General features: G+C 53.2%; 16 protein-coding genes. 11 read left to right on the top strand and 5 right to left on the bottom strand.

The window, feature by feature from the left end; all coding sequences use genetic code 11:
* Positions 1–11: 11 nt before the first annotated feature.
* The 5 genes from IEV89_RS12465 to IEV89_RS12445 form a co-directional block, all read right to left on the bottom strand.
* A complete protein-coding gene (locus tag IEV89_RS12465) occupies positions 12–1058 on the bottom strand; it encodes an oxidoreductase (RefSeq protein ID WP_188473841.1) in 1047 nt (348 codons plus the stop codon).
* Positions 1059–1176: 118 nt separating this feature from the next.
* Positions 1177–2112: an arabinose operon transcriptional regulator AraC gene (gene araC / locus IEV89_RS12460; protein ID WP_188473840.1), complete on the bottom strand. Its 936-nt coding sequence runs from the start codon at positions 2110–2112 to the stop codon at positions 1177–1179.
* Positions 2113–2295: 183 nt separating this feature from the next.
* A complete protein-coding gene (araH, locus tag IEV89_RS12455) occupies positions 2296–3300 on the bottom strand; it encodes an L-arabinose ABC transporter permease AraH (RefSeq protein WP_188473839.1) in 1005 nt (334 codons plus the stop codon).
* A gap of 95 nt (positions 3301–3395) precedes the next feature.
* Complete coding sequence (gene araG / locus IEV89_RS12450; protein WP_188473838.1) at positions 3396–4970, bottom strand: L-arabinose ABC transporter ATP-binding protein AraG; 1575 nt, start codon at positions 4968–4970, stop codon at positions 3396–3398.
* Positions 4971–5139: 169 nt separating this feature from the next.
* Positions 5140–6123, bottom strand: a complete 984-nt coding sequence (locus IEV89_RS12445; protein WP_188473837.1) for an arabinose ABC transporter substrate-binding protein — start codon at positions 6121–6123, stop codon at positions 5140–5142.
* 411 nt (positions 6124–6534) lie between these two features.
* Between IEV89_RS12445 and IEV89_RS12440 the strand changes: the two genes are divergently transcribed.
* The 11 genes from IEV89_RS12440 to nth all read left to right on the top strand — a co-directional run bounded on the left by IEV89_RS12440 (position 6535) and on the right by nth (position 18264).
* Positions 6535–8214, top strand: a complete 1680-nt coding sequence (locus IEV89_RS12440) for a ribulokinase (protein ID WP_188473836.1) — start codon at positions 6535–6537, stop codon at positions 8212–8214.
* A gap of 30 nt (positions 8215–8244) precedes the next feature.
* Positions 8245–9750 (top strand): L-arabinose isomerase, encoded by a 1506-nt coding sequence (araA, locus tag IEV89_RS12435; RefSeq protein WP_188473835.1) that lies wholly within the window; start codon positions 8245–8247, stop codon positions 9748–9750.
* 233 nt (positions 9751–9983) lie between these two features.
* Positions 9984–11348 (top strand): anaerobic C4-dicarboxylate transporter DcuC, encoded by a 1365-nt coding sequence (gene dcuC / locus IEV89_RS12430; protein ID WP_188473834.1) that lies wholly within the window; start codon positions 9984–9986, stop codon positions 11346–11348.
* Positions 11349–11514: 166 nt separating this feature from the next.
* A complete protein-coding gene (locus IEV89_RS12425; RefSeq protein WP_188473995.1) occupies positions 11515–11955 on the top strand; it encodes a DUF2569 domain-containing protein in 441 nt (146 codons plus the stop codon).
* A gap of 113 nt (positions 11956–12068) precedes the next feature.
* Complete coding sequence (rsxA, locus tag IEV89_RS12420; protein ID WP_188473833.1) at positions 12069–12650, top strand: electron transport complex subunit RsxA; 582 nt, start codon at positions 12069–12071, stop codon at positions 12648–12650.
* Positions 12650–13216 (top strand): electron transport complex subunit RsxB, encoded by a 567-nt coding sequence (rsxB, locus tag IEV89_RS12415; RefSeq protein ID WP_188473832.1) that lies wholly within the window; start codon positions 12650–12652, stop codon positions 13214–13216. Before rsxA ends, rsxB begins: the two co-directional genes overlap by 1 nt.
* 10 nt (positions 13217–13226) lie before the next feature.
* On the top strand, positions 13227–15227 hold the full coding sequence (rsxC, locus tag IEV89_RS12410; protein WP_188473831.1) for an electron transport complex subunit RsxC: 2001 nt from the start codon (positions 13227–13229) through the stop codon (positions 15225–15227).
* Positions 15228–16280, top strand: coding sequence for an electron transport complex subunit RsxD (gene rsxD / locus IEV89_RS12405; RefSeq protein ID WP_188473830.1), 1053 nt, complete (start codon positions 15228–15230; stop codon positions 16278–16280).
* Positions 16281–16302: 22 nt separating this feature from the next.
* Positions 16303–16935, top strand: coding sequence for an electron transport complex subunit RsxG (gene rsxG / locus IEV89_RS12400; protein WP_188473994.1), 633 nt, complete (start codon positions 16303–16305; stop codon positions 16933–16935).
* Positions 16928–17635 (top strand): electron transport complex subunit E, encoded by a 708-nt coding sequence (locus IEV89_RS12395; RefSeq protein ID WP_188473829.1) that lies wholly within the window; start codon positions 16928–16930, stop codon positions 17633–17635. The genes rsxG and IEV89_RS12395 overlap by 8 nt, the downstream gene beginning before the upstream one ends.
* A complete protein-coding gene (nth, locus tag IEV89_RS12390) occupies positions 17632–18264 on the top strand; it encodes an endonuclease III (RefSeq protein WP_188473828.1) in 633 nt (210 codons plus the stop codon). Before IEV89_RS12395 ends, nth begins: the two co-directional genes overlap by 4 nt.
* Positions 18265–18667: the final 403 nt, after the last annotated feature.

Here is an 18667-nt window from a genome sequence, read left to right as displayed (position 1 = left end):
CCTGGGTACTTTTACTCTTTAGCGACTTTCAATGTTTTCTGCTGCAAAGAAGAGTGGATACCCAACTCTATAAGCTCCATCACCCGTATCGCATCGGAGGCAGGCACCGGATTATCGCCCTTGCCGAGAATGGCATCACGGATACTCGCGTAATATTCAGGGTAATCACCCGGCAGGGTTGGTAGGTGCTTATCGGCCTGTACGCCCTCGAAGCTTAGGGTCAACACACCATCACGCTTATCCAGACCCCAGTTGGCCTTCGGCGGATAGATACCCGACTTCAGGCTCTCTTCCTGCGTATCCAGCCCATATTTTACAAAACTGCCCTTTTCGCCCTGAACGATGAAACGCGCCGTTTCAGCCGAAGCGTAAACCGTACTGTGCAGAACCACACGTCGGCGGCCATAGGTCAGCACGGTGTTGAAGTAATCTACGGCTTTGCCGCCCGGACGCACAATGGCGAGATCGGACTGCAGCGTATCCGGCATACCAAACAGTTGTAAGGCCTGGTCCAACAGGTGAGAACCGAGATCGTACCAGATACCGCTACCGAGCTGCTCGTTCTCACGCCACCGTTCCTGTACCTGCGGTTTGAAGCGATCATAATGTGATTCGAAGTAGACGATCTCACCCAGCGTGCCCTCTTTGATCAAGGCTTTTACGGTAAGGAAATCGGAATCCCAGCGGCGGTTATGGAATACCGACAGCAACTTGCCCTTCTCCTCGGCCAGAATGTTCAGCGAGCGGGCTTCGCCGAGTGTCACCGTAAAAGGCTTATCGACAACCACATGTTTACCGGCTTCCAGCGCCTGCTGTGCCAACGGAAAATGCGTGGTATTGGGCGTAGGAATGATCACCAGATCAATGGTCGGATCGGCGAAAATTTTCTCCGGTGAATCGACAACGTCCACACTCGGCCAATCGGCGTGGACCTTGGATGCATCGCTGCTTGAGACCACCGCAAGCTCTAAGCCCGGTGTGCCAAAGATCAGCGGCGCGTGAAAGGTTTTGCTGGCGAAACCATAACCCACCAGCCCAACGCGTAGGGTATCCGTCATGTCTTTATCCTTTTATTTAGCTTCAACCTGATTGGATACCAGCTTAATAGCCGTGACAAGCGCTAGATGTGACAGAGAGCACATCCTGTGGTCTCTGCGATGTTGATACACTCGGGCATCAGAAATGATACGCAGTGACATTTTCCGGTTCATGGGAATGCGCCGAACGGTAGGGTTTGGCTGGATAGTTGGTTTCTACGCTGCGGCGGCGGAAATCACTCGGACTTACCCCTACCCGTTTGCGAAATACCCGGGAGAAATAGAGCTGATCGTCATAACCCACCACACGGCCAATGGTCGCGATGGACTCCTGCGTGGTCTGCAACAGCAGTTTGGCGCGGATCACTCGCTGGTCTTCACGCCAGCGCAAAATGTTGATCCCCACCTGTTCGCGGAACAGGTGCGCCAGCCGAGACGGTGACAGGCAAACGTGACGCGCTACTTCATCAATGCGCAGTTCTCCCGCCAGATTGCCGGTAATAAACTGGCATGCCTCGATCACGCGGGGATCCATTATTTTCTGCGGACTTTGCGGGTCTTCTTCCATCGCACGCAGCAACAGGCGCTCCAGCAAATTCATCCCCAGCTCTTCGCAAAAACGTCGTCCCGATTTTTGGGTTTGCTCAATATTGGCGAACAGCCGGTCAAACTCCAACAGCAATGTATTATTAGGCAGTGAAAGTCGTCCGACATCATTGATTTTGGTGTGCCATTCCAGCCAGTCGGCCCAGTAAGCACGTGGCCGGAAATAGACCCAACGGTGGTACCAACAGTCGCTGTTGACCGAACGGCCATAAAGGTGCCGCGCTTTCGGCGGGAAAAGCAGCAGATCGCCGGGGTTACAGTAGAAGGTGTCTTCGCCGTCAAATACTTTCCCCTGACCTTTTACCGTCAGGTTGAGAATAAATCCTTTCATGCCACCGGGACGATCAATAGAGAAATCCAGTGGCCCGTCGGCCAATATTGGCGTCATCCCCGCCACCAGATAAGCGTTAAAGCTGTACCCCGGTAACAACGGGTTTTGTTGTTGATCCTGGATCATGCGGTGATACATCGGGACCTCCTGAAAAATCGCTCTGGGCAGGTTTTCTCTTATTCTATCGACCGATGAAAGCGTTGCCAGAAAACGTTACAAAAACGTGAACAAAAGCAGTGTTTTGCGGCATTTAACCTATCAAAGCATTAAACACCGCATGAAAACGTTACCACGACTCTGTGACGTTTGAGTGGATGGCTTTTAAACCGCACCTTTCGCTTTCTGTTTGTAGCGGTCAAAGATCACCGCCGCCAGCAAGATAAGGCCACGCACCACGTATTGCGAGAACGGTGAAATATTCAGCAGGTTCATGGCATTTTCTACCGTGCCCAGAATGAGGATACCGGCAACCACATAAGAAATTTTACCAATACCGCCTTTCAGTGACACCCCACCCAAAACGCAGGCTGAAATCACGATCAACTCATAACCGAGCGAGGTCATCGGCTGGCCGCTGGTCATGCGTGATGCCAGAATGATCCCTGCCGCTGCCGATACCAGACCGGACAACATAAAGATGATGATTTTAGTACGGACCACCGGCACACCCGCCAGCCGTGCGGCGTCTTCATTACCCCCAATCGCCAGCGTGTTTCGGCCAAAAGTGGTTTTATTCAACAGCAGGCCGAAAATAATCAGGCAAATGACGGTCAGCCAGATCGGTGCAGGCAAGCCAAACCAGTTGGCATAACCTAGCGCAAAGAAACGCTCATCTTCAATCCCCACCGCTTTACCATCAGAAATGATATAAGCCAGACCACGCACGATCTGCATCGTCGCCAGCGTGGTGATCAGCGCATTGATTTTCAAACGGGCGATAACGAACCCATTAAGCAAACCGGTCAGCATCCCCAGAATCAAACCGGCACCCACACCAATCCACAGACTGTCAGAGAGATTAATGACCACCGCCGTGGTGACACCGGCGCAGGCAATTACCGAGGCAACCGACAGGTCGAAATCCCCGGAGGCAAGGCAGAACAGCATGCCGCAGGCCACCATGCCGGACATAGAAATCGCCAGCAGCAGCCCTTTCATATTGATGAATGAACTGAAGTTTGGCACAAAAATACTACAGGCTAGAAACAGCACCGCGAACACCACCAGCATGCCGTAACTGTCCCAAATGCGCATGAGGCTCTGACCGCCGCGTGATGCGGCAGAGGACTGCTCCGGTTTACCGGAATTTGTGGTCATAGATGACATAATTTAATGCTCCTGCACACCTATCGAATAGGCGTAATGGTTGCAGACAGTTTGGTCGAGCACCGCGGCCCGATCAAAATGGCATGTTAAATAGCCTATTCGGCAGGGGTTAACTCTGGCGTTCTTAACATCGCCAGCCCTAATGCTTTTTCTTCCGTGGCGTCGTCATGTAACAACTCGCCAGAAATCGCCCCTTCGCGCATCACGATAATTCTGTCTGCCAGCCCCAGGACTTCGGGTAGGTCACTTGAAGCAAACAGCACCGCAATGCCCTGCTTTGCCAGCTCATAAATCACGTTGTAAATCTCATGCTTAGCACCGACGTCAATGCCTCGCGTTGGTTCGTCGAGCAGGATCACTTTCATGTCTTCCGACAGCCAGCGCCCGAGAATCGCTTTCTGCTGATTGCCACCGGACAGGTTCATGATCAGTTGCTGGGGACTTGGGGTTTTAATATTGAGCGAGAGAATGTGCTTTTGGGCGTTCTGCGCCTCCCACTTATTGTTGATCAGGCAACCGGCGGTGACGCTTTTGCGCCGCGCGCTAATGTTGATATTGTCCTGCACAGAGTGAACAGGGATGATGCCGTCGGCTTTGCGGTCTTCCGGGCAAAGCATGATCCCTTGGCGTATCGCATCGGCAGGTTTGCGAATATTCAGTGCTACGCCGTCGAGCGACACGGTGCCTGCGGTGATTTGTGTACCACCAAACAGTCCTTTCATCAGCTCGCTGCGTCCGGCACCGACCAGCCCGAACAGGCCGACGATTTCTCCCTGGCGCACGTTGAGACTTATCGGTGTTTTGACACCCGGTGCTTTGACCGCATCGAGCTGCAAACGGATCTCGCCGTGCGGGCGCGGAGCATAATCATAGATGTCGCCCAAATTGCGCCCCACCATCGCCTGCACCAGCTTCTCGTTATTCACCTGCGTCATGTCATCAAAAGTGCAGACATAGCGGCCATCTTTGAACACGGTCACAGCATCACTGAGCGCGAAGATCTCTTCCATACGGTGCGAGACATACAAAATCACTCGCCCTTCAGCGCGCAATTCTCGGATAACCCGGAACAGTTGCTCGATTTCACGGGCCGACAACGAGCTGGTGGGTTCATCAAAGGCGATAATTTTGGCGTTACGCGCCAGCGCCTTAGCGATTTCCACCATCTGCCACTGACCAATTGAGAGGTATTTCAGTGGCAGATCGGGATCGATATCCAGCCCCAGATGTTCCAGCTGGATTTTGGCTTCATAACGCAACAGTTTGCGATTCACCATGCCGTATTTGCTCGGCAACTGCCCCAGATAGATGTTCTCTGCCACCGTCATTTCCGGCACCAGATGCAGCTCCTGATAGATAATCGCCACACCGGCATCCAGCGCTTCCGTGGTGTGGGTAAAATTCATTGGCTGACCCTTAATGTGGATTTCGCCTTGTGAAGGCTGATAGTTACCACTGAGGATCTTGAGTAGCGTGGATTTTCCCGCGCCATTTTCGCCCATGAGGGCATGAATTTGTCCGGCCTTGCAGTCGAACGTAATGCCATCCAGCGCTTTGACACCGGGAAACGTCTTGCCAATGTTATGAAATTCAAGATAAGGCGCATCGGCACCAAACTCTTTCAAAGACGGTTTCAGCACTGAGGCATTGAGAAGTGCTTGCTGAGTCATAGTAATCACCAAAAGACGAGACAAAGTGAGTAGCGAAACCTATTTACCCTAACGAATTCGGACGGCAGAAAGGCACCAGGTTCAAAAATCCCCAATCGCTTAATGCGTTAAACGACTGGGGTGAGCGAGCGCAGTCAACCCTTCTGCAACCCGGATGATGACAAAGAAATTACATCAAGCCTTTCTTCTTCAATTCAACTTTGAAGTTATCACGGGTGATCAGCACCACGTCGGTGACTTCGGTGAATTTCGGCGGCTTAACGTCTTTGCTCACCCATTCATACAGCATCTGGATGCTTTTGTAGCCATGGATGTCCGGACTTGGCAGCAGAGAACCATAGAACCCTGTTTGCTCGTCTTTCGACAATTCGTTGACCGCGTCAACACCATTGATACCGATGCCGATCACGTTAGCCGCTTTAAAGCCCTGACCTTCCGTTGCCCGCACGCCACCCAAGACGGTGTTGTCGTTCATGCCGAGGATCAGCCAGTTTTTCACTTTAGGATGTTGCACCAGCAGGGAGTTACCGGCATCCAATGCGCCCGGAATGTCGTTGGATTTAGTCGGTATTTTGTAGATCTGTTTTTCAGGGAAGCCAGCCGCTTTCAGTGCATCCATGGCACCGGAAGTCCGGCGACGTGCGGTATCAAGTTCATCGGCTGTGATAGCCATGACACCGGTGTCAGCGACATTCCAGCCACGTTTTTGCATCTCTTTGTACAGTTCCTGTCCCTGACGCTCACCAATTTTAGTCGCTGCCATCATCACTAATGGCACTTCTTCCATAGGTTTGCCTTTGGAGTTCACAAACTGGTCATCAACCTGAATCACTTTCATATCGTAGCTGCGGGCTTTGGCCATAATCGCAGGCCCTAAACGCGGGTCAGGCGTACAGATAACAAAACCTTTTGCGCCGTTAGCGGCCAGACTGTCAATCGCATTCAACGTCTTCTCGCCGTCCGGCACTGCAATTTTGATCACCTGGAAGTTCAGATCCTTGCCTGCTTTATCCGCAAACTTCCATTCAGTCTGAAACCATGGCTCTTCAGGCTGCTTAACCAGAAAGCCCAGCTTCATGGTCTCCGCCATAGCTGAATGTGACATAAGGACAGCAAAACCTGCCATCGCTAACGTCTTAGTGAATTTATGCATGATGTTCTCCGACTTTTTATAGTTGTTTTACGCTGCATACGCTGAGTTAACTCAGACTGGCAACAGCGTGAAAACGTTATCAGTAGGGTGTAGCCAAAAAGCCATCTGCTTTAAAGTGCCGTATAGCGGCAATTTTGGTGACAAATTTGCTGTCTGGCCAAATAGGACCGTACCAGTTTTAACGGGAAATTAACGCCGGAAGATAGAGCGCTATCACACTTGGGGATTACAGCAGGATCGTGCATAGATATAGCGATTTTAGCCAAGCAGTAACTTTTGACTAACTTCACATAAACATCATGAGGAGCAGGATTGTGCATACTTGTAGCTAACGCCTCCTCACGCATCTCACTCTCTCGCGCACAGGATAATCAGCAGACATATTCATCCGTATTTATGGGAGTGAGAAGAATGACGCAAGGTGCAATTGCTCTTGGTCTGGATTTTGGCAGCGACTCGGTAAGGGTGCTGGCCGTGGACTGTCAGAGCGGCGTGGAGATAGACACCGATGTCGTCTATTACCCGCGCTGGCAAGAAGGTTTGTTCTGCAACGCCGCGCAAAACCAGTTTCGTCATCATCCACGTGACTATATAGAAGCGATGGAACAGGCGATTGTGAATCTGGTACAGCGCCTTGGTGCCGAGCGCAGCGCAAGCATTATTGGTATCGGCGTGGACTCCACCGGCTCAACACCGGCCCCGGTCGATGAACAGGGCCAAGTGCTGGCTCTGCGTCCTGAATTCGAAAACAACCCCAACGCGATGTTCGTGTTGTGGAAAGACCACACCGCCATTGAGGAAGCCGAAGAGATCAACCGTCTGTGCCGCAGCGGCGACTTCCCCGACTACTCCCGCTACATTGGCGGTGTTTACTCTTCCGAATGGTTCTGGGCCAAGATCCTGCATGTTTCCCGTCAGGATGCCGCCGTACGTGAAGCCGCAGCGTCCTGGGTTGAGCTGTGCGACTGGGTTCCCGCCCTGCTTTCCGGCACTACCGCTCCGGCGGACATGGTTCGCGGACGTTGCAGCGCCGGACATAAGATGTTGTGGCATCCGTCTTGGGGTGGCCTGCCTCCACGCGACTTCTTCACCGCGCTCGATCCTCTCCTGGTAGAAGACTTGCCTTATCCGCTGTTCACCGACACGGCCACCGCCGAGAAGCCGGTCGGCACACTGACCGCAGAATGGGCGCAGCGTCTGGGCCTGCCACAAACCGTAGTGCTCTCGGGTGGTGCCTTCGACTGCCATATGGGTGCCGTCGGCGCAGGTGCACAACCTTATACGCTGGTGAAAGTGATTGGCACCTCAACCTGCGACATTCTGATTGCTGACATTAACCGGGTTAACGATCGCGCCATCGGCGGGATTTGCGGCCAGGTGGAAGGTAGCGTCGTGCCAGAGATGATCGGCATGGAAGCGGGACAGTCGGCATTTGGCGATATGTACGCCTGGTTCAGCCGCTTGCTGAGCTGGCCGCTGGTGCAGGCAATGCAGGCTCATCCTGAACTGATACCGGTACTGTCTGCGGTACAGAAAAATTTGTTGCCGGATCTGACGGCGGCATGGGCAGCCAATCCGTCACTGGATAACCTGCCACTGGTGCTGGACTGGTTCAATGGCCGCCGGACACCTTTCGCCAACCAGCGTCTGAAAGGCGTGATCACCGACATCAATCTCGGCACACAAGCACCTGAGTTGTTTGGCGGGTTTATCGCCGCCACCGCCTTCGGTGCGCGCGCCATCATGGAATGCTTCGAACAGCAGGATATTCCGGTGGAAAACGTCCTGACTCTCGGCGGCATTGCCCGAAAATCCCCGGTGATCATGCAAGTGTGCGCCGATGCCATGAACCGCCCGCTGCAAATCGTCGCGTCAGATCAGTGCTGTGCACTGGGTGCCGCTATTTTTGCCGCCGTGGCTGCCGGCGAGTTTATCGACGTTCCCACCGCGCAGAAAAATATGGCGTGCAGCATTGAACGTACCTTGCTGCCTGACCCACAGCGTGTGGCGCAATACCAGAAGCTGTATGAACGTTATCAGCAGTGGTGCAGCTCGACTGAACCGTTGTTTGCAGCAAAAACGACTCACTGAATTCACCCTATTATTTTGCAGGAGTAATAAATGGACGCGTTTAAACATCTCGAAGTCTGGTTTGCGATTGGCAGTCAGCACCTCTATGGCCCGGAAACACTGCGTCAGGTGAAAGAGAATGCCGAAAAGGTGGTTAATGGCCTGAACAGTGAAGCCGGTCTGCCGATTAAATTGGTACTCAAACCGCTGGTCACCACGCCGGATGAAATCACCACGCTGTGTCGCGAAGCTAACTACAGCCAGTCTTGTGTCGGTCTGATCACCTGGTTGCACACTTTCTCTCCGGCCAAAATGTGGATTGCGGGATTAACCATCCTGCATAAACCGCTGATGCAGTTCCATACCCAGTTCAATGCCGAAGTGCCGTGGGACACGATGGACATGGACTTTATGAACCTCAATCAAACTGCACACGGCGGTCGCGAGTTCGGTTTTATCGGTGCGCGTATGCGTCAGCAGCACAGCGTCGTCGCGGGTCACTGGCAGGATGGCGAATCCCATCGCCGTATTGGCCAATGGATGCGCGTCGCAGCGGCAAAAAATGAGAGTCAGAATCTGAAAGTGGCGCGCTTTGGCGACAATATGCGTCAGGTTGCGGTAACTGAAGGCGATAAAGTTGCGGCCCAAATTCAGTTTGGCTATACCGTCAGCGCCTTTGGTATTGGTGATCTGGTCGCGGTGATCAATGAAGTCAGCAAAAGTGACATTGATACGCTGGTCGAAGAGTACGAAGCCAGCTACCGCCTGACCGACACCGTTAAGCAGCATGGTGAACGCCGTGAGAACCTCCTCGATGCAGCAAAAATCGAACTGGGTATGACCCGTTTCCTCGAACAGGGGGGATTCCACGCTTTCACCACTAACTTTGAAGACCTGCACGGGATGAAGCAGTTGCCGGGCCTGGCGGTTCAACGCCTGATGCAAAAAGGTTACGGTTTTGGTGGCGAAGGCGACTGGAAAACTGCTGCCCTGCTGCGCATCATGAAAGTGATGGCCGGTGGCCTGAAAGGGGGTACCTCATTTATGGAGGATTACACCTACAACTTCAAAACCGGCAATGACTTGGTGGTCGGTTCGCACATGCTGGAAGTCTGCCCAAGTATCGCCAAAGAGCAAAAACCCCTGCTCGACGCGCAATATCTTGGCATAGGCGGTAAAGCGGATCCGGCACGATTGATCTTCTCCACGCCTGCAGGTCCGGCCGTTAACGCCAGCGTGATTGACATGGGCGACCGTTTCCGCCTACTGGTTAATCTGGTCGACACGGTCGAACAACCGCACGAACTGCCGAAACTGCCGGTGGCACGCGCCATCTGGAAAGCCCAGCCAACGCTGGCTACCGCAGCCGAAACCTGGATCCTTGGCGGCGGCGCACACCATACGGTGTTCTCACAGGCACTGGATATTGACCATCTGCGCCTGTATGCCGAAATGCACAATATGGAACTGTTGGTGATTGATAACGACACCACGTTGGCGGATTTCAAAAATCAAATTCGCTGGAATGAAGTTTATTTTAAACTTTGCGGTAAATAGACTTTACGGAAAGTAAAGTTGTTTTAAGAGCAGGTTTGGGCCGCTGCCCAAGCCTGTTTTAAACGTCAACGTCAAAACCGCACTACACCGCAAGGTAAACCGCGTCACTTCACATTTATCCCTGCTATAAATACTTCACCAACCATTCATTGATAACCGTCATTGACGCTTGCCCATGACATTGGGCAAAGTGCCGCCTTTATATTTCTTTAGCATTTCTGGGGCGTAAAACGATGTGGGATTTACTGATAGGACTCGTGGTAACGGTGGCTGTCGGCCGCTACATCATTAAAGGTTATTCGCCGACCGGCGTATTGATGGTTGGTGGTTTGCTATTGCTGATCATTAGCGCCTTGATGGGGCATAGCGTATTACCCGAAGGAACAAAATCGACCGGCTGGAATGTTACGGATATCGTCGAGTATGTGAAAATTCTGCTGATGAGCCGCGGTGGTGATCTCGGGATGATGATCATGATGCTATGCGGTTTCGCTGCTTACATGACCCACATCGGTGCTAACGATGTGGTAGTGCGCCTGGCTTCACGCCCGTTGCAGATGATCAACTCCCCTTATGTACTAATGGTTGCCGCCTATATTCTGGCCTGCCTGATGTCACTGGCCGTCTCTTCTGCCACCGGTCTGGGTGTATTGCTGATGGCCACCTTGTTCCCGATTATGATCAATGTCGGTATCAGTCGCGGTGCCGCTGCCGCGATCTGCGCCTCTCCGGCAGCGATAATCTTGTCACCAACCTCGGGTGACGTTGTGCTGGCCGCACAGGCTTCTAATATGTCCCTGGTGGATTTCGCCTTCAAATCCACCTTGCCGATTTCCATCGCCGCCATTGTCTCGATGGCCGTCGCACACTTCTTCTGGCAGCGTTATCTTGATAAGCGTGAAGTGGGCAATGCACCTGTCATTGAAAAAACCGAAACGACACCGGTTGAAACCAATGCGCCGTGGTTTTACGCCATCCTGCCGTTTACTCCCATTATTGGCGTGCTGGTCTTTGACGGCAAATGGGGGCCAAATCTGCATATCATTACTATTTTAGTGATCTGTATGTTCTTTACCGCCATCGTCGAAACTGTACGCAACCGCAACGGCAAAGCGGTGTTTGCCGGTTTGGATGTGGCTTACCGTGGCATGGCGGATGCCTTCGCTAACGTGGTGATGTTGTTAGTCGCGGCAGGCGTTTTCGCACAAGGGCTGAGTACGATAGGGTTTATCAGCAGCCTGATTGGTCTGGCACAAAGTGTCGGCTCTGGCAGCATCGTGATGATGTTGGTGCTGGTAACCATCACCGTGCTGGCTGCCATGACCACCGGTTCCGGCAATGCTTCGTTTTACGCTTTCGTCGAGCTGATCCCTAAGCTGGCGACCAAAATGGGCATTAACCCGGAATATCTGGTGATTCCAATGCTTCAGGCCTCTAACCTGGGCCGTACCATCTCCCCGGTCTCTGGCGTCATTGTCGCCGTGGCGGGTATGGCAAAAATCTCCCCGTTCGACCTGGTTAAACGGACCTCCGTTCCGGTGTTGGTGGGGCTTATCGTGGTAGTGATTGCCACCGAGGTATTTATTCCGCTGCACTAAGATCTTGGGCTTTGGCTCGAAACAGACTGGATCACATAAATACGATAGAGCCATTAAGCATCTCAGGGTAAACTTCTGCGCCTTATAAGATAGGTTTCCTGATTGAATAAGCGATACCTGCAATCATTTTGCACCGAACAGAAGGCTGACTATGTCTCAACAACCGATCACCAAGGAAAAGAGCAAAAAGCGCATTGGCGGCTGGCTGCTGGCTCCGCTGGCGTACTTGATTGTTACGCTGATGAGCGTCGCGCTGATGCTGGTGCTCTTCTCGATGGCGCTGTTGGTGCCGGAATCGCGGGAATATCTGTTGACCAATTCGCAAGCGTTCACCCTTCAATGGTATTTCTCGGTTGTCACCACCTTAGCGATGGGTGCGTTTAGCGTGGCGCTGCTGTGGCAGTTTTGCAAGTGCACCCGACATGTGCCGAAAATGTTTATCATCTGGCTGCTCTGTACCGTGCTGCTGGCGGTTAAAGCTTTCGCTTTCTCGCCGATTAACGACGACATGGCAGTCCGTAATTTACTATTAGCCTTGCTGGCCGCCGCCCTGCTGGTGCCTTATTTCAAACGCTCACGCCGGGTGAAAGAGACGTTTACCGAATAACCTTGCGGTTACCCCGTTGTCCCGGGGACGCTTATTTCAGATAATAAGTGGTTATGGTGTTTGACCTGCGCGGTCAGGCACCGATCTATTTTCAGTTAGCTTCAGGCAATGTCATGACTTCATACCTGTTACTGTTTGTCGGCACCGTGCTGGTGAACAACTTTGTTTTGGTTAAGTTTCTCGGTTTATGCCCGTTTATGGGCGTCTCCAAAAAACTCGAATCCGCCATTGGCATGGGATTAGCCACAACATTCGTCATCACGTTGTCGAGTATCTGCTCGTGGATTGTCAACACCTTTGTGCTGATGCCGCTGGATCTGGTTTACCTGCGCACCATGGCTTTTATTCTGGTGATCGCTGTGGTGGTCCAGTTCACCGAAATGGTGGTCCGCAAAACCAGCCCACCGCTTTACCGCCTGCTCGGTATTTTCTTGCCATTAATCACGACCAACTGCGCAGTGCTTGGCGTTGCTCTACTGAACATTAATCAGGCTCATAATTTCATGCAGTCGGCGCTGTATGGCTTTGCCGCATCGCTCGGCTTCTCGCTGGTGATGGTGTTGTTTGCTGCTATCCGCGAACGCCTGGTGGTAGCTGATGTCCCTGCGCCATTCAAAGGTTCGTCGATTGCACTGGTCACGGCAGGCCTGATGTCACTGGCCTTTATGGGCTTTACCGGTCTGGTGAAATTTTAATGTTTGAATTGTGGGTTGCGATTGGCGCGCTGACCATATTGGCACTGCTGTTTGGGCTATTGCTGGGTTATGCATCGCGCCGTTTTGCCGTTGAAGGCAATCCTGTGGTGGATCAAATTGACGATGTCCTGCCACAAAGTCAGTGCGCACAATGCGGCTATCCAGGCTGTAAACCTTATGCTGAAGCGGTCGCGAATGGCGACAGTATCAATAAATGTGTGCCCGGTGGCGAAGCTGTAATGCTGAAGCTCGCCGCGCTGCTCAACGTTGAGCCGCAACCGTTGGATGATGGCGCTGTTGCTGCCGAACCTGTCCGCACCGTGGCTTACATCGACGAGAGTAACTGCATCGGCTGTACCAAGTGCATTCAGGCCTGCCCGGTTGACGCCATCGTGGGCGCGACCCGCGCGGTCCACACAGTGATCACCGATTTATGTACCGGCTGTGACCTGTGCATCGCGCCCTGTCCAACCGACTGTATTGAAATGCTGCCAATTAAAACCACCACCGCAAACTGGAAGTGGGATATGAAGTCCATTCCAGTGCACGTCATTCATGCGGAGTAAGCGGAATACCATGTTTACTATGTTTTCCGCGCTCAAAAAAGACAAGCTGTGGGACTTCAACGGCGGTATTCATCCGCCGGAAATGAAGGCCCAATCCAGCCACGTGCCGCTGCGCCGTGCACCGTTATCTGAGCGCTTTATCATCCCTCTTCAACAGCATCTTGGCCCCGAAGGTGAGCTGTGTGTAAAAACCGGTGATCGGGTATTAAAAGGACAACCGCTAACCACTGGCCGTGGCCGCACTGTACCTGTTCATGCGCCGACCTCAGGCGTGGTCACCGCGATTGAGCCGCATATCACCGCGCATCCGTCCGGGCTGAAAGAGAGATGCATTCTAATTCGTGCCGATGGTGAAGACCGCTGGATTGAACGTGACATTGTCACTGATTTCCATCAGCTCGATGCTGCTCAAATCAATGCACTTATTCATCAGGCCGGGATTGCCGGGCTGGGTGGCGCAGGTTTCCCGACCGCCAGCAAACTGCAGGGCGGGCTGACCTCTACCCGCACACTGATCCTCAATGCCGCAGAATGTGAACCCTACATCACCGCCGATGATAGGTTGATGCAGGAACATGCCGGGGAAATCCTGGAAGGCACCCGTATTCTTTGCCATATGCTGAAACCTGAGCGAGTGATCATCGGCATCGAAGACAATAAACCTGCCGCCATCAGTGCGCTGAAAAAAGCCATTAAAGCCGAGCAAACTGACGGTGTGGCTATCGAACTTCGCGTGGTACCGACCAAATACCCTTCCGGCGGTGCCAAGCAGTTGACCAAAATACTGACCGGCCTCGAAGTCCCCAAAGGGCAGCACTCGTCGCACATCGGCGTATTAATGCAAAACGTCGGGACGGTATTTGCCATTAAACGCGCGATTATCGATGGCGAACCCCTGATTGAACGCGTCGTTACACTGACCGGCGAAGCAATGGAAAAACCGGGTAACGTCTGGGCGCGTCTCGGCACACCCATTGCCGACCTGATGGTAGAAGGCGCGCTGCGCCCACAGGGTACGCAGAAGATGGTGATCATGGGCGGACCTCTGATGGGCTTCACCCTGCCATCCCTTGACGTGCCGGTGGTGAAAATATCCAACTGTCTGCTGGCCCCGTCTGAAAGTGAAATAAGCCCGCCGGAACCGGAAGAAGCTTGTATCCGTTGTAGCCTGTGTGCGGATGCCTGCCCGGCGAGTTTACTGCCGCAACAACTTTACTGGTTTAGCCGTGGTCAGGAGCACGAGAAAGCCCGCAATCATAATCTGTTTGACTGCATAGAATGCGGTGCCTGCGCCTACGTCTGCCCGAGTAATATTCCGCTGGTACAGTATTACCGTCAGGAAAAGGCCGAGATCCGCGCCGTGGATTTAGAAACCGCTAAAGCTACCGAGGCCAAAGCGCGTTTTGAAGCCAAACAGGCCCGCATGGCACGGGAAAAACAGGCTCGCGAAGAGAAGCACCAGAAATCTGCGGTGAAGCTCAATACGCCACCGGTTGAAAAAGTAACAACCGCTGAAGAAAAGCAACAGTCCGTCACTGAGGTCGATCCTCGTCAGGCGGCACTGGCTGCCGCGATTGCGCGCGCCAAAGCTAAAAAAGCGGCAGCAACACAGGAGATTCCGGTAGCCGCGGAACCGGTGCCTATTCCCTCAACATCCGCTCAGACTGACGATGGCAGCGCCCGCAAAGCCGCTGTGGATGCGGCTATCGCCAGAGTGAAAGCCAAAAAAGCCGGGATGTCCGGCGTGGTGGTTGAAGCCACTGACAGCACGGTGTCTGTGACACCGTCACCGGTTGAACCTTGCGCCGATGATCCGCGTAAAGCCGCTGTGGCTGCTGCGATCGCACGGGTTAAAGCCAAAAAGGCGGCCGCGCAACAAGAAACATCAGAGAACGTGGCAGCAGAACCCACACAACAAGAAAACGATCCACGTAAAGCCGCTGTGGCGGCGGCTATCGCCCGGGTTAAGGCCAAAAAAGCGGCTGCCCAGACAATGTCGAACGAGGAATAAATGGCCTTCAGAATCGCGAGTTCTCCTTTTACACATAACCGGCAAAACACCAGCACCATCATGCTGATGGTCATCCTGGCCTGTATTCCCGGCCTGCTGGCGCAGGTGCGCTTCTTTGGGTATGGCACGCTGGTGCAGTTAGCCCTGGCGATGGTCATCGCCCTGCTGACTGAAGGTGCGGTGTTACAACTGCGTAAAATGCCGGTCAAAAAACACCTCAGTGATAACACCGCGCTATTGACGGCGGTGTTACTGGGCCTCAGTCTGCCGCCACTCGCGCCATGGTGGATAGTGGTGATCGGGACGGTATTTGCCATTGTTATCGCTAAGCAGATCTATGGCGGCCTCGGCCAGAACCCGTTTAATCCGGCAATGGTGGGTTACGTGGTGCTGCTGATCTCCTTCCCGGTACAGATGACAACATGGCTGCCACCGGATGCACTGCAACATCACCATGTTGGTTTGGTTGATACGTTGATGACCATATTTACCGGCCATAACAGTCAGGATTTATCCGCCTATCAGTTACAAATGAATGTGGATGGTGTGACGCAAGCCACCCCACTGGATGCGTTTAAAACCGGGTTGCGTTCCGGCCATAGCGCCGATCAGGTGCTGGCCGAACCGCTGTTTGCAGGATTGCTGGCGGGCCTTGGCTGGCAGTGGATTAACCTTGGTTTTCTGGTCGGTGGCCTGTTCCTGATGGCGAAAAAAATCATCAGTTGGCATATTCCGGTCAGCGTATTAGTGGTGATGACGTTCTGCGCTACGCTGGCCTGGGGGCTCTCTCCGGAAGCTTATCCGCCGCCGATGATTGGCCTGTTCTCGGGTGCCACCATGCTGGGGGCTTTCTTTATTGCCACCGACCCCGTAACGGCATCGACAACCCCCAAAGGCCGTCTGATTTTCGGCGGACTGATTGGCCTGCTGGCGTGGTTGATCCGCACTTATGGCGGTTATCCTGACGGTATCGCTTTTGCCGTATTACTGGCAAATATCACCGTGCCGTTGATCGACCATTATACCCAACCGCGCGTTTACGGGCATCGCTGAGGACAGCATGGAAAAAGGCAAGATTTTACAGACCATGCGCCGCCACGGCGTAACGCTGGCGGTATTCGGTGCGCTAATGACCGGCATGACCGCCGTGGTCAACATGCTCACCAAGCCAACGATTGAACATCAGGCGCTGTTGCAGCAGAAGAAGCTTTTCGACGAAGTGATCCCGTCGGATGTCTATAACAATGATATGCAAAAAGAATGTTACAACGTCACTGACCCCGCGCTCGGTAGCACCATGATCCACCCTCTCTATCTGGCGCGTAAAGACGGTATCCCCGTGGCAGCGGTCATTGAAACGACCGCGCCTGACGGCTACGCCGGGGCTATTCAACTGTTGGTGGCGGCAGATTTTCATGGCAAAGTCTATGGCACTCGCGTAATGGAACAACATGAAACGCCGGGCTTGGGTGACAAAATTGAAGTGCGTGTCTCCGACTGGATCAAAGGTTTTGCTGGCAAGATTGTTAACGGTCCCACAGATACTCGCTGGGCGGTAAAAAAAGACGGCGGGATGTATGACCAATTTACCGGTGCGACGATCACCCCACGTGCCGTGGTACGTTCTGTGAAACGCACTGCGTTATTTATCGAGACAGTGCCATCTCAGCTTTCCCACCTCACCCCATGTGGAGCCCGTGATGAGTGAAGCCAAAAAGATAATTGTTCAGGGTCTGTGGACCAATAACTCCTCATTAGTACAGCTGCTGGGTCTTTGTCCGCTGTTGGCGGTGACGTCTACAGCCACCAATGCTCTCGGTCTGGGACTGGCAACCACGCTGGTGTTGATCTGCACCAACGCCATGATCTCTGCGTTTCGCCGCTGGGTTCCGCATGAAATTCGTATCCCTATTTACGTGCTGATCATCGCGTCAGTGGTCAGTACCGTGCAGATGTTGATCAGCGCCTACGCCTTTGGTCTTTATCAGGCGTTGGGAATATTCATTCCGCTGATTGTGACCAACTGTATTGTTGTTGGCCGGGCCGAAGCCTGTGCGTCCAGTAGTCCGGTACATCTGGCAGCGCTCGACGGCATGATGACGGGACTCGGTGCGACGGCAGCCATGTTCGTACTGGGTTCGATGCGTGAAATTCTTGGCAGCGGCGTACTGTTTAACGGTGCTGATTTACTGCTCGGTAGTTGGGCAAAAGTGTTGCGTGTGGAAGTGATTCACCTGGATAACCCATTTCTGTTGGCCATGTTGCCGCCCGGGGCATTTATCGGCCTTGGTTTGTTGTTAGCAGGGAAATACCTGATCGACGAGCGGCAGAAAGCCAAACAGGCGGCAAGAGCTTCGGCGATTCAGTCGCAATCACTGCCAAAGGGCAACGCGGATAACGCCTCATGAATAAAGAAAAGCGCATCAGCATACTCAGCCGTCTGCGGGAAAATAACCCGCATCCGACCACCGAGCTGGTTTACACCACGCCATTCGAACTGTTAATCGCCGTGTTACTTTCCGCACAAGCCACCGATGTCAGCGTAAACAAGGCCACCGCGAAGCTCTATCCGGTCGCTAACACCCCGGCGGCTATGCTTGATCTGGGGGTAGACGGCGTGAAGGAGTACATTAAGACCATCGGCCTGTTTAACGCCAAAGCCGAGAACGTGATCAAAACGTGCCGCATTCTGTTAGAGAAACATAACAGCGAAGTACCGGAAGACCGCGCTGCACTCGAAGCCCTGCCCGGCGTCGGTCGTAAAACCGCTAACGTGGTGCTCAATACTGCTTTCGGCTGGCCGACCATTGCCGTTGACACCCATATTTATCGTGTCTGCAACCGCACCCGCTTTGCCCCAGGTAAAACCGTGGAAGAGGTCGAAGAGAAACTGCTGAAAGTGGTTCCCGCCGAGTTCAAACTCGACTGCCATCATTGGTTTATCTTACATGGCCGTTATACCTGCATCGCGAGGAAGCCACGGTGTGGGTCCTGTTTGATTGAGGACCTCTGCGAGTTTAAAGAAAAAGTGGATTAAGTTTTTGGGCTTTGGGAAAGCTGAGGCAAATTTTTAATCTTTAAATTCAACTTCAAGACCTTGGGTTGCCACCCAAACTGGCCTGAAGAGGCGCCTATCGCCGCGCCCCTTCAGAATCCCCGGCTCTTTTAAAAACAGCAGCTGCGCGGGTCACAATGGCCGTGTTCCAGGTATTTCTGTTATAGCCGCAAACTCCGCCGCTACTCGGTACTCTCCGTTCGGGCTTCAACCCGCGCAAACCCCCACGCGGTTTTGCGCCTCTCCCTCGACGTCGTTTTGAACGCGGCCTCGACATTTTTAAAGGCAAATATCGTGTTGGTTTTGAATTTTGAATTTTGAATTTAAAGAAGCTTCGGCCGCATTCAAAAATGGCGCTGAATGAGAGGTGAGAAACGGCGAGCGG

The sequence above is a fragment of the Hafnia psychrotolerans genome, assembly GCF_014639435.1.
Classification (GTDB): Bacteria; Pseudomonadota; Gammaproteobacteria; order Enterobacterales; family Enterobacteriaceae; genus Ewingella; species Ewingella psychrotolerans.
Note: the sequence above shows the minus strand (reverse complement) of the source record. Positions and strands in the feature narration are given on the sequence as shown.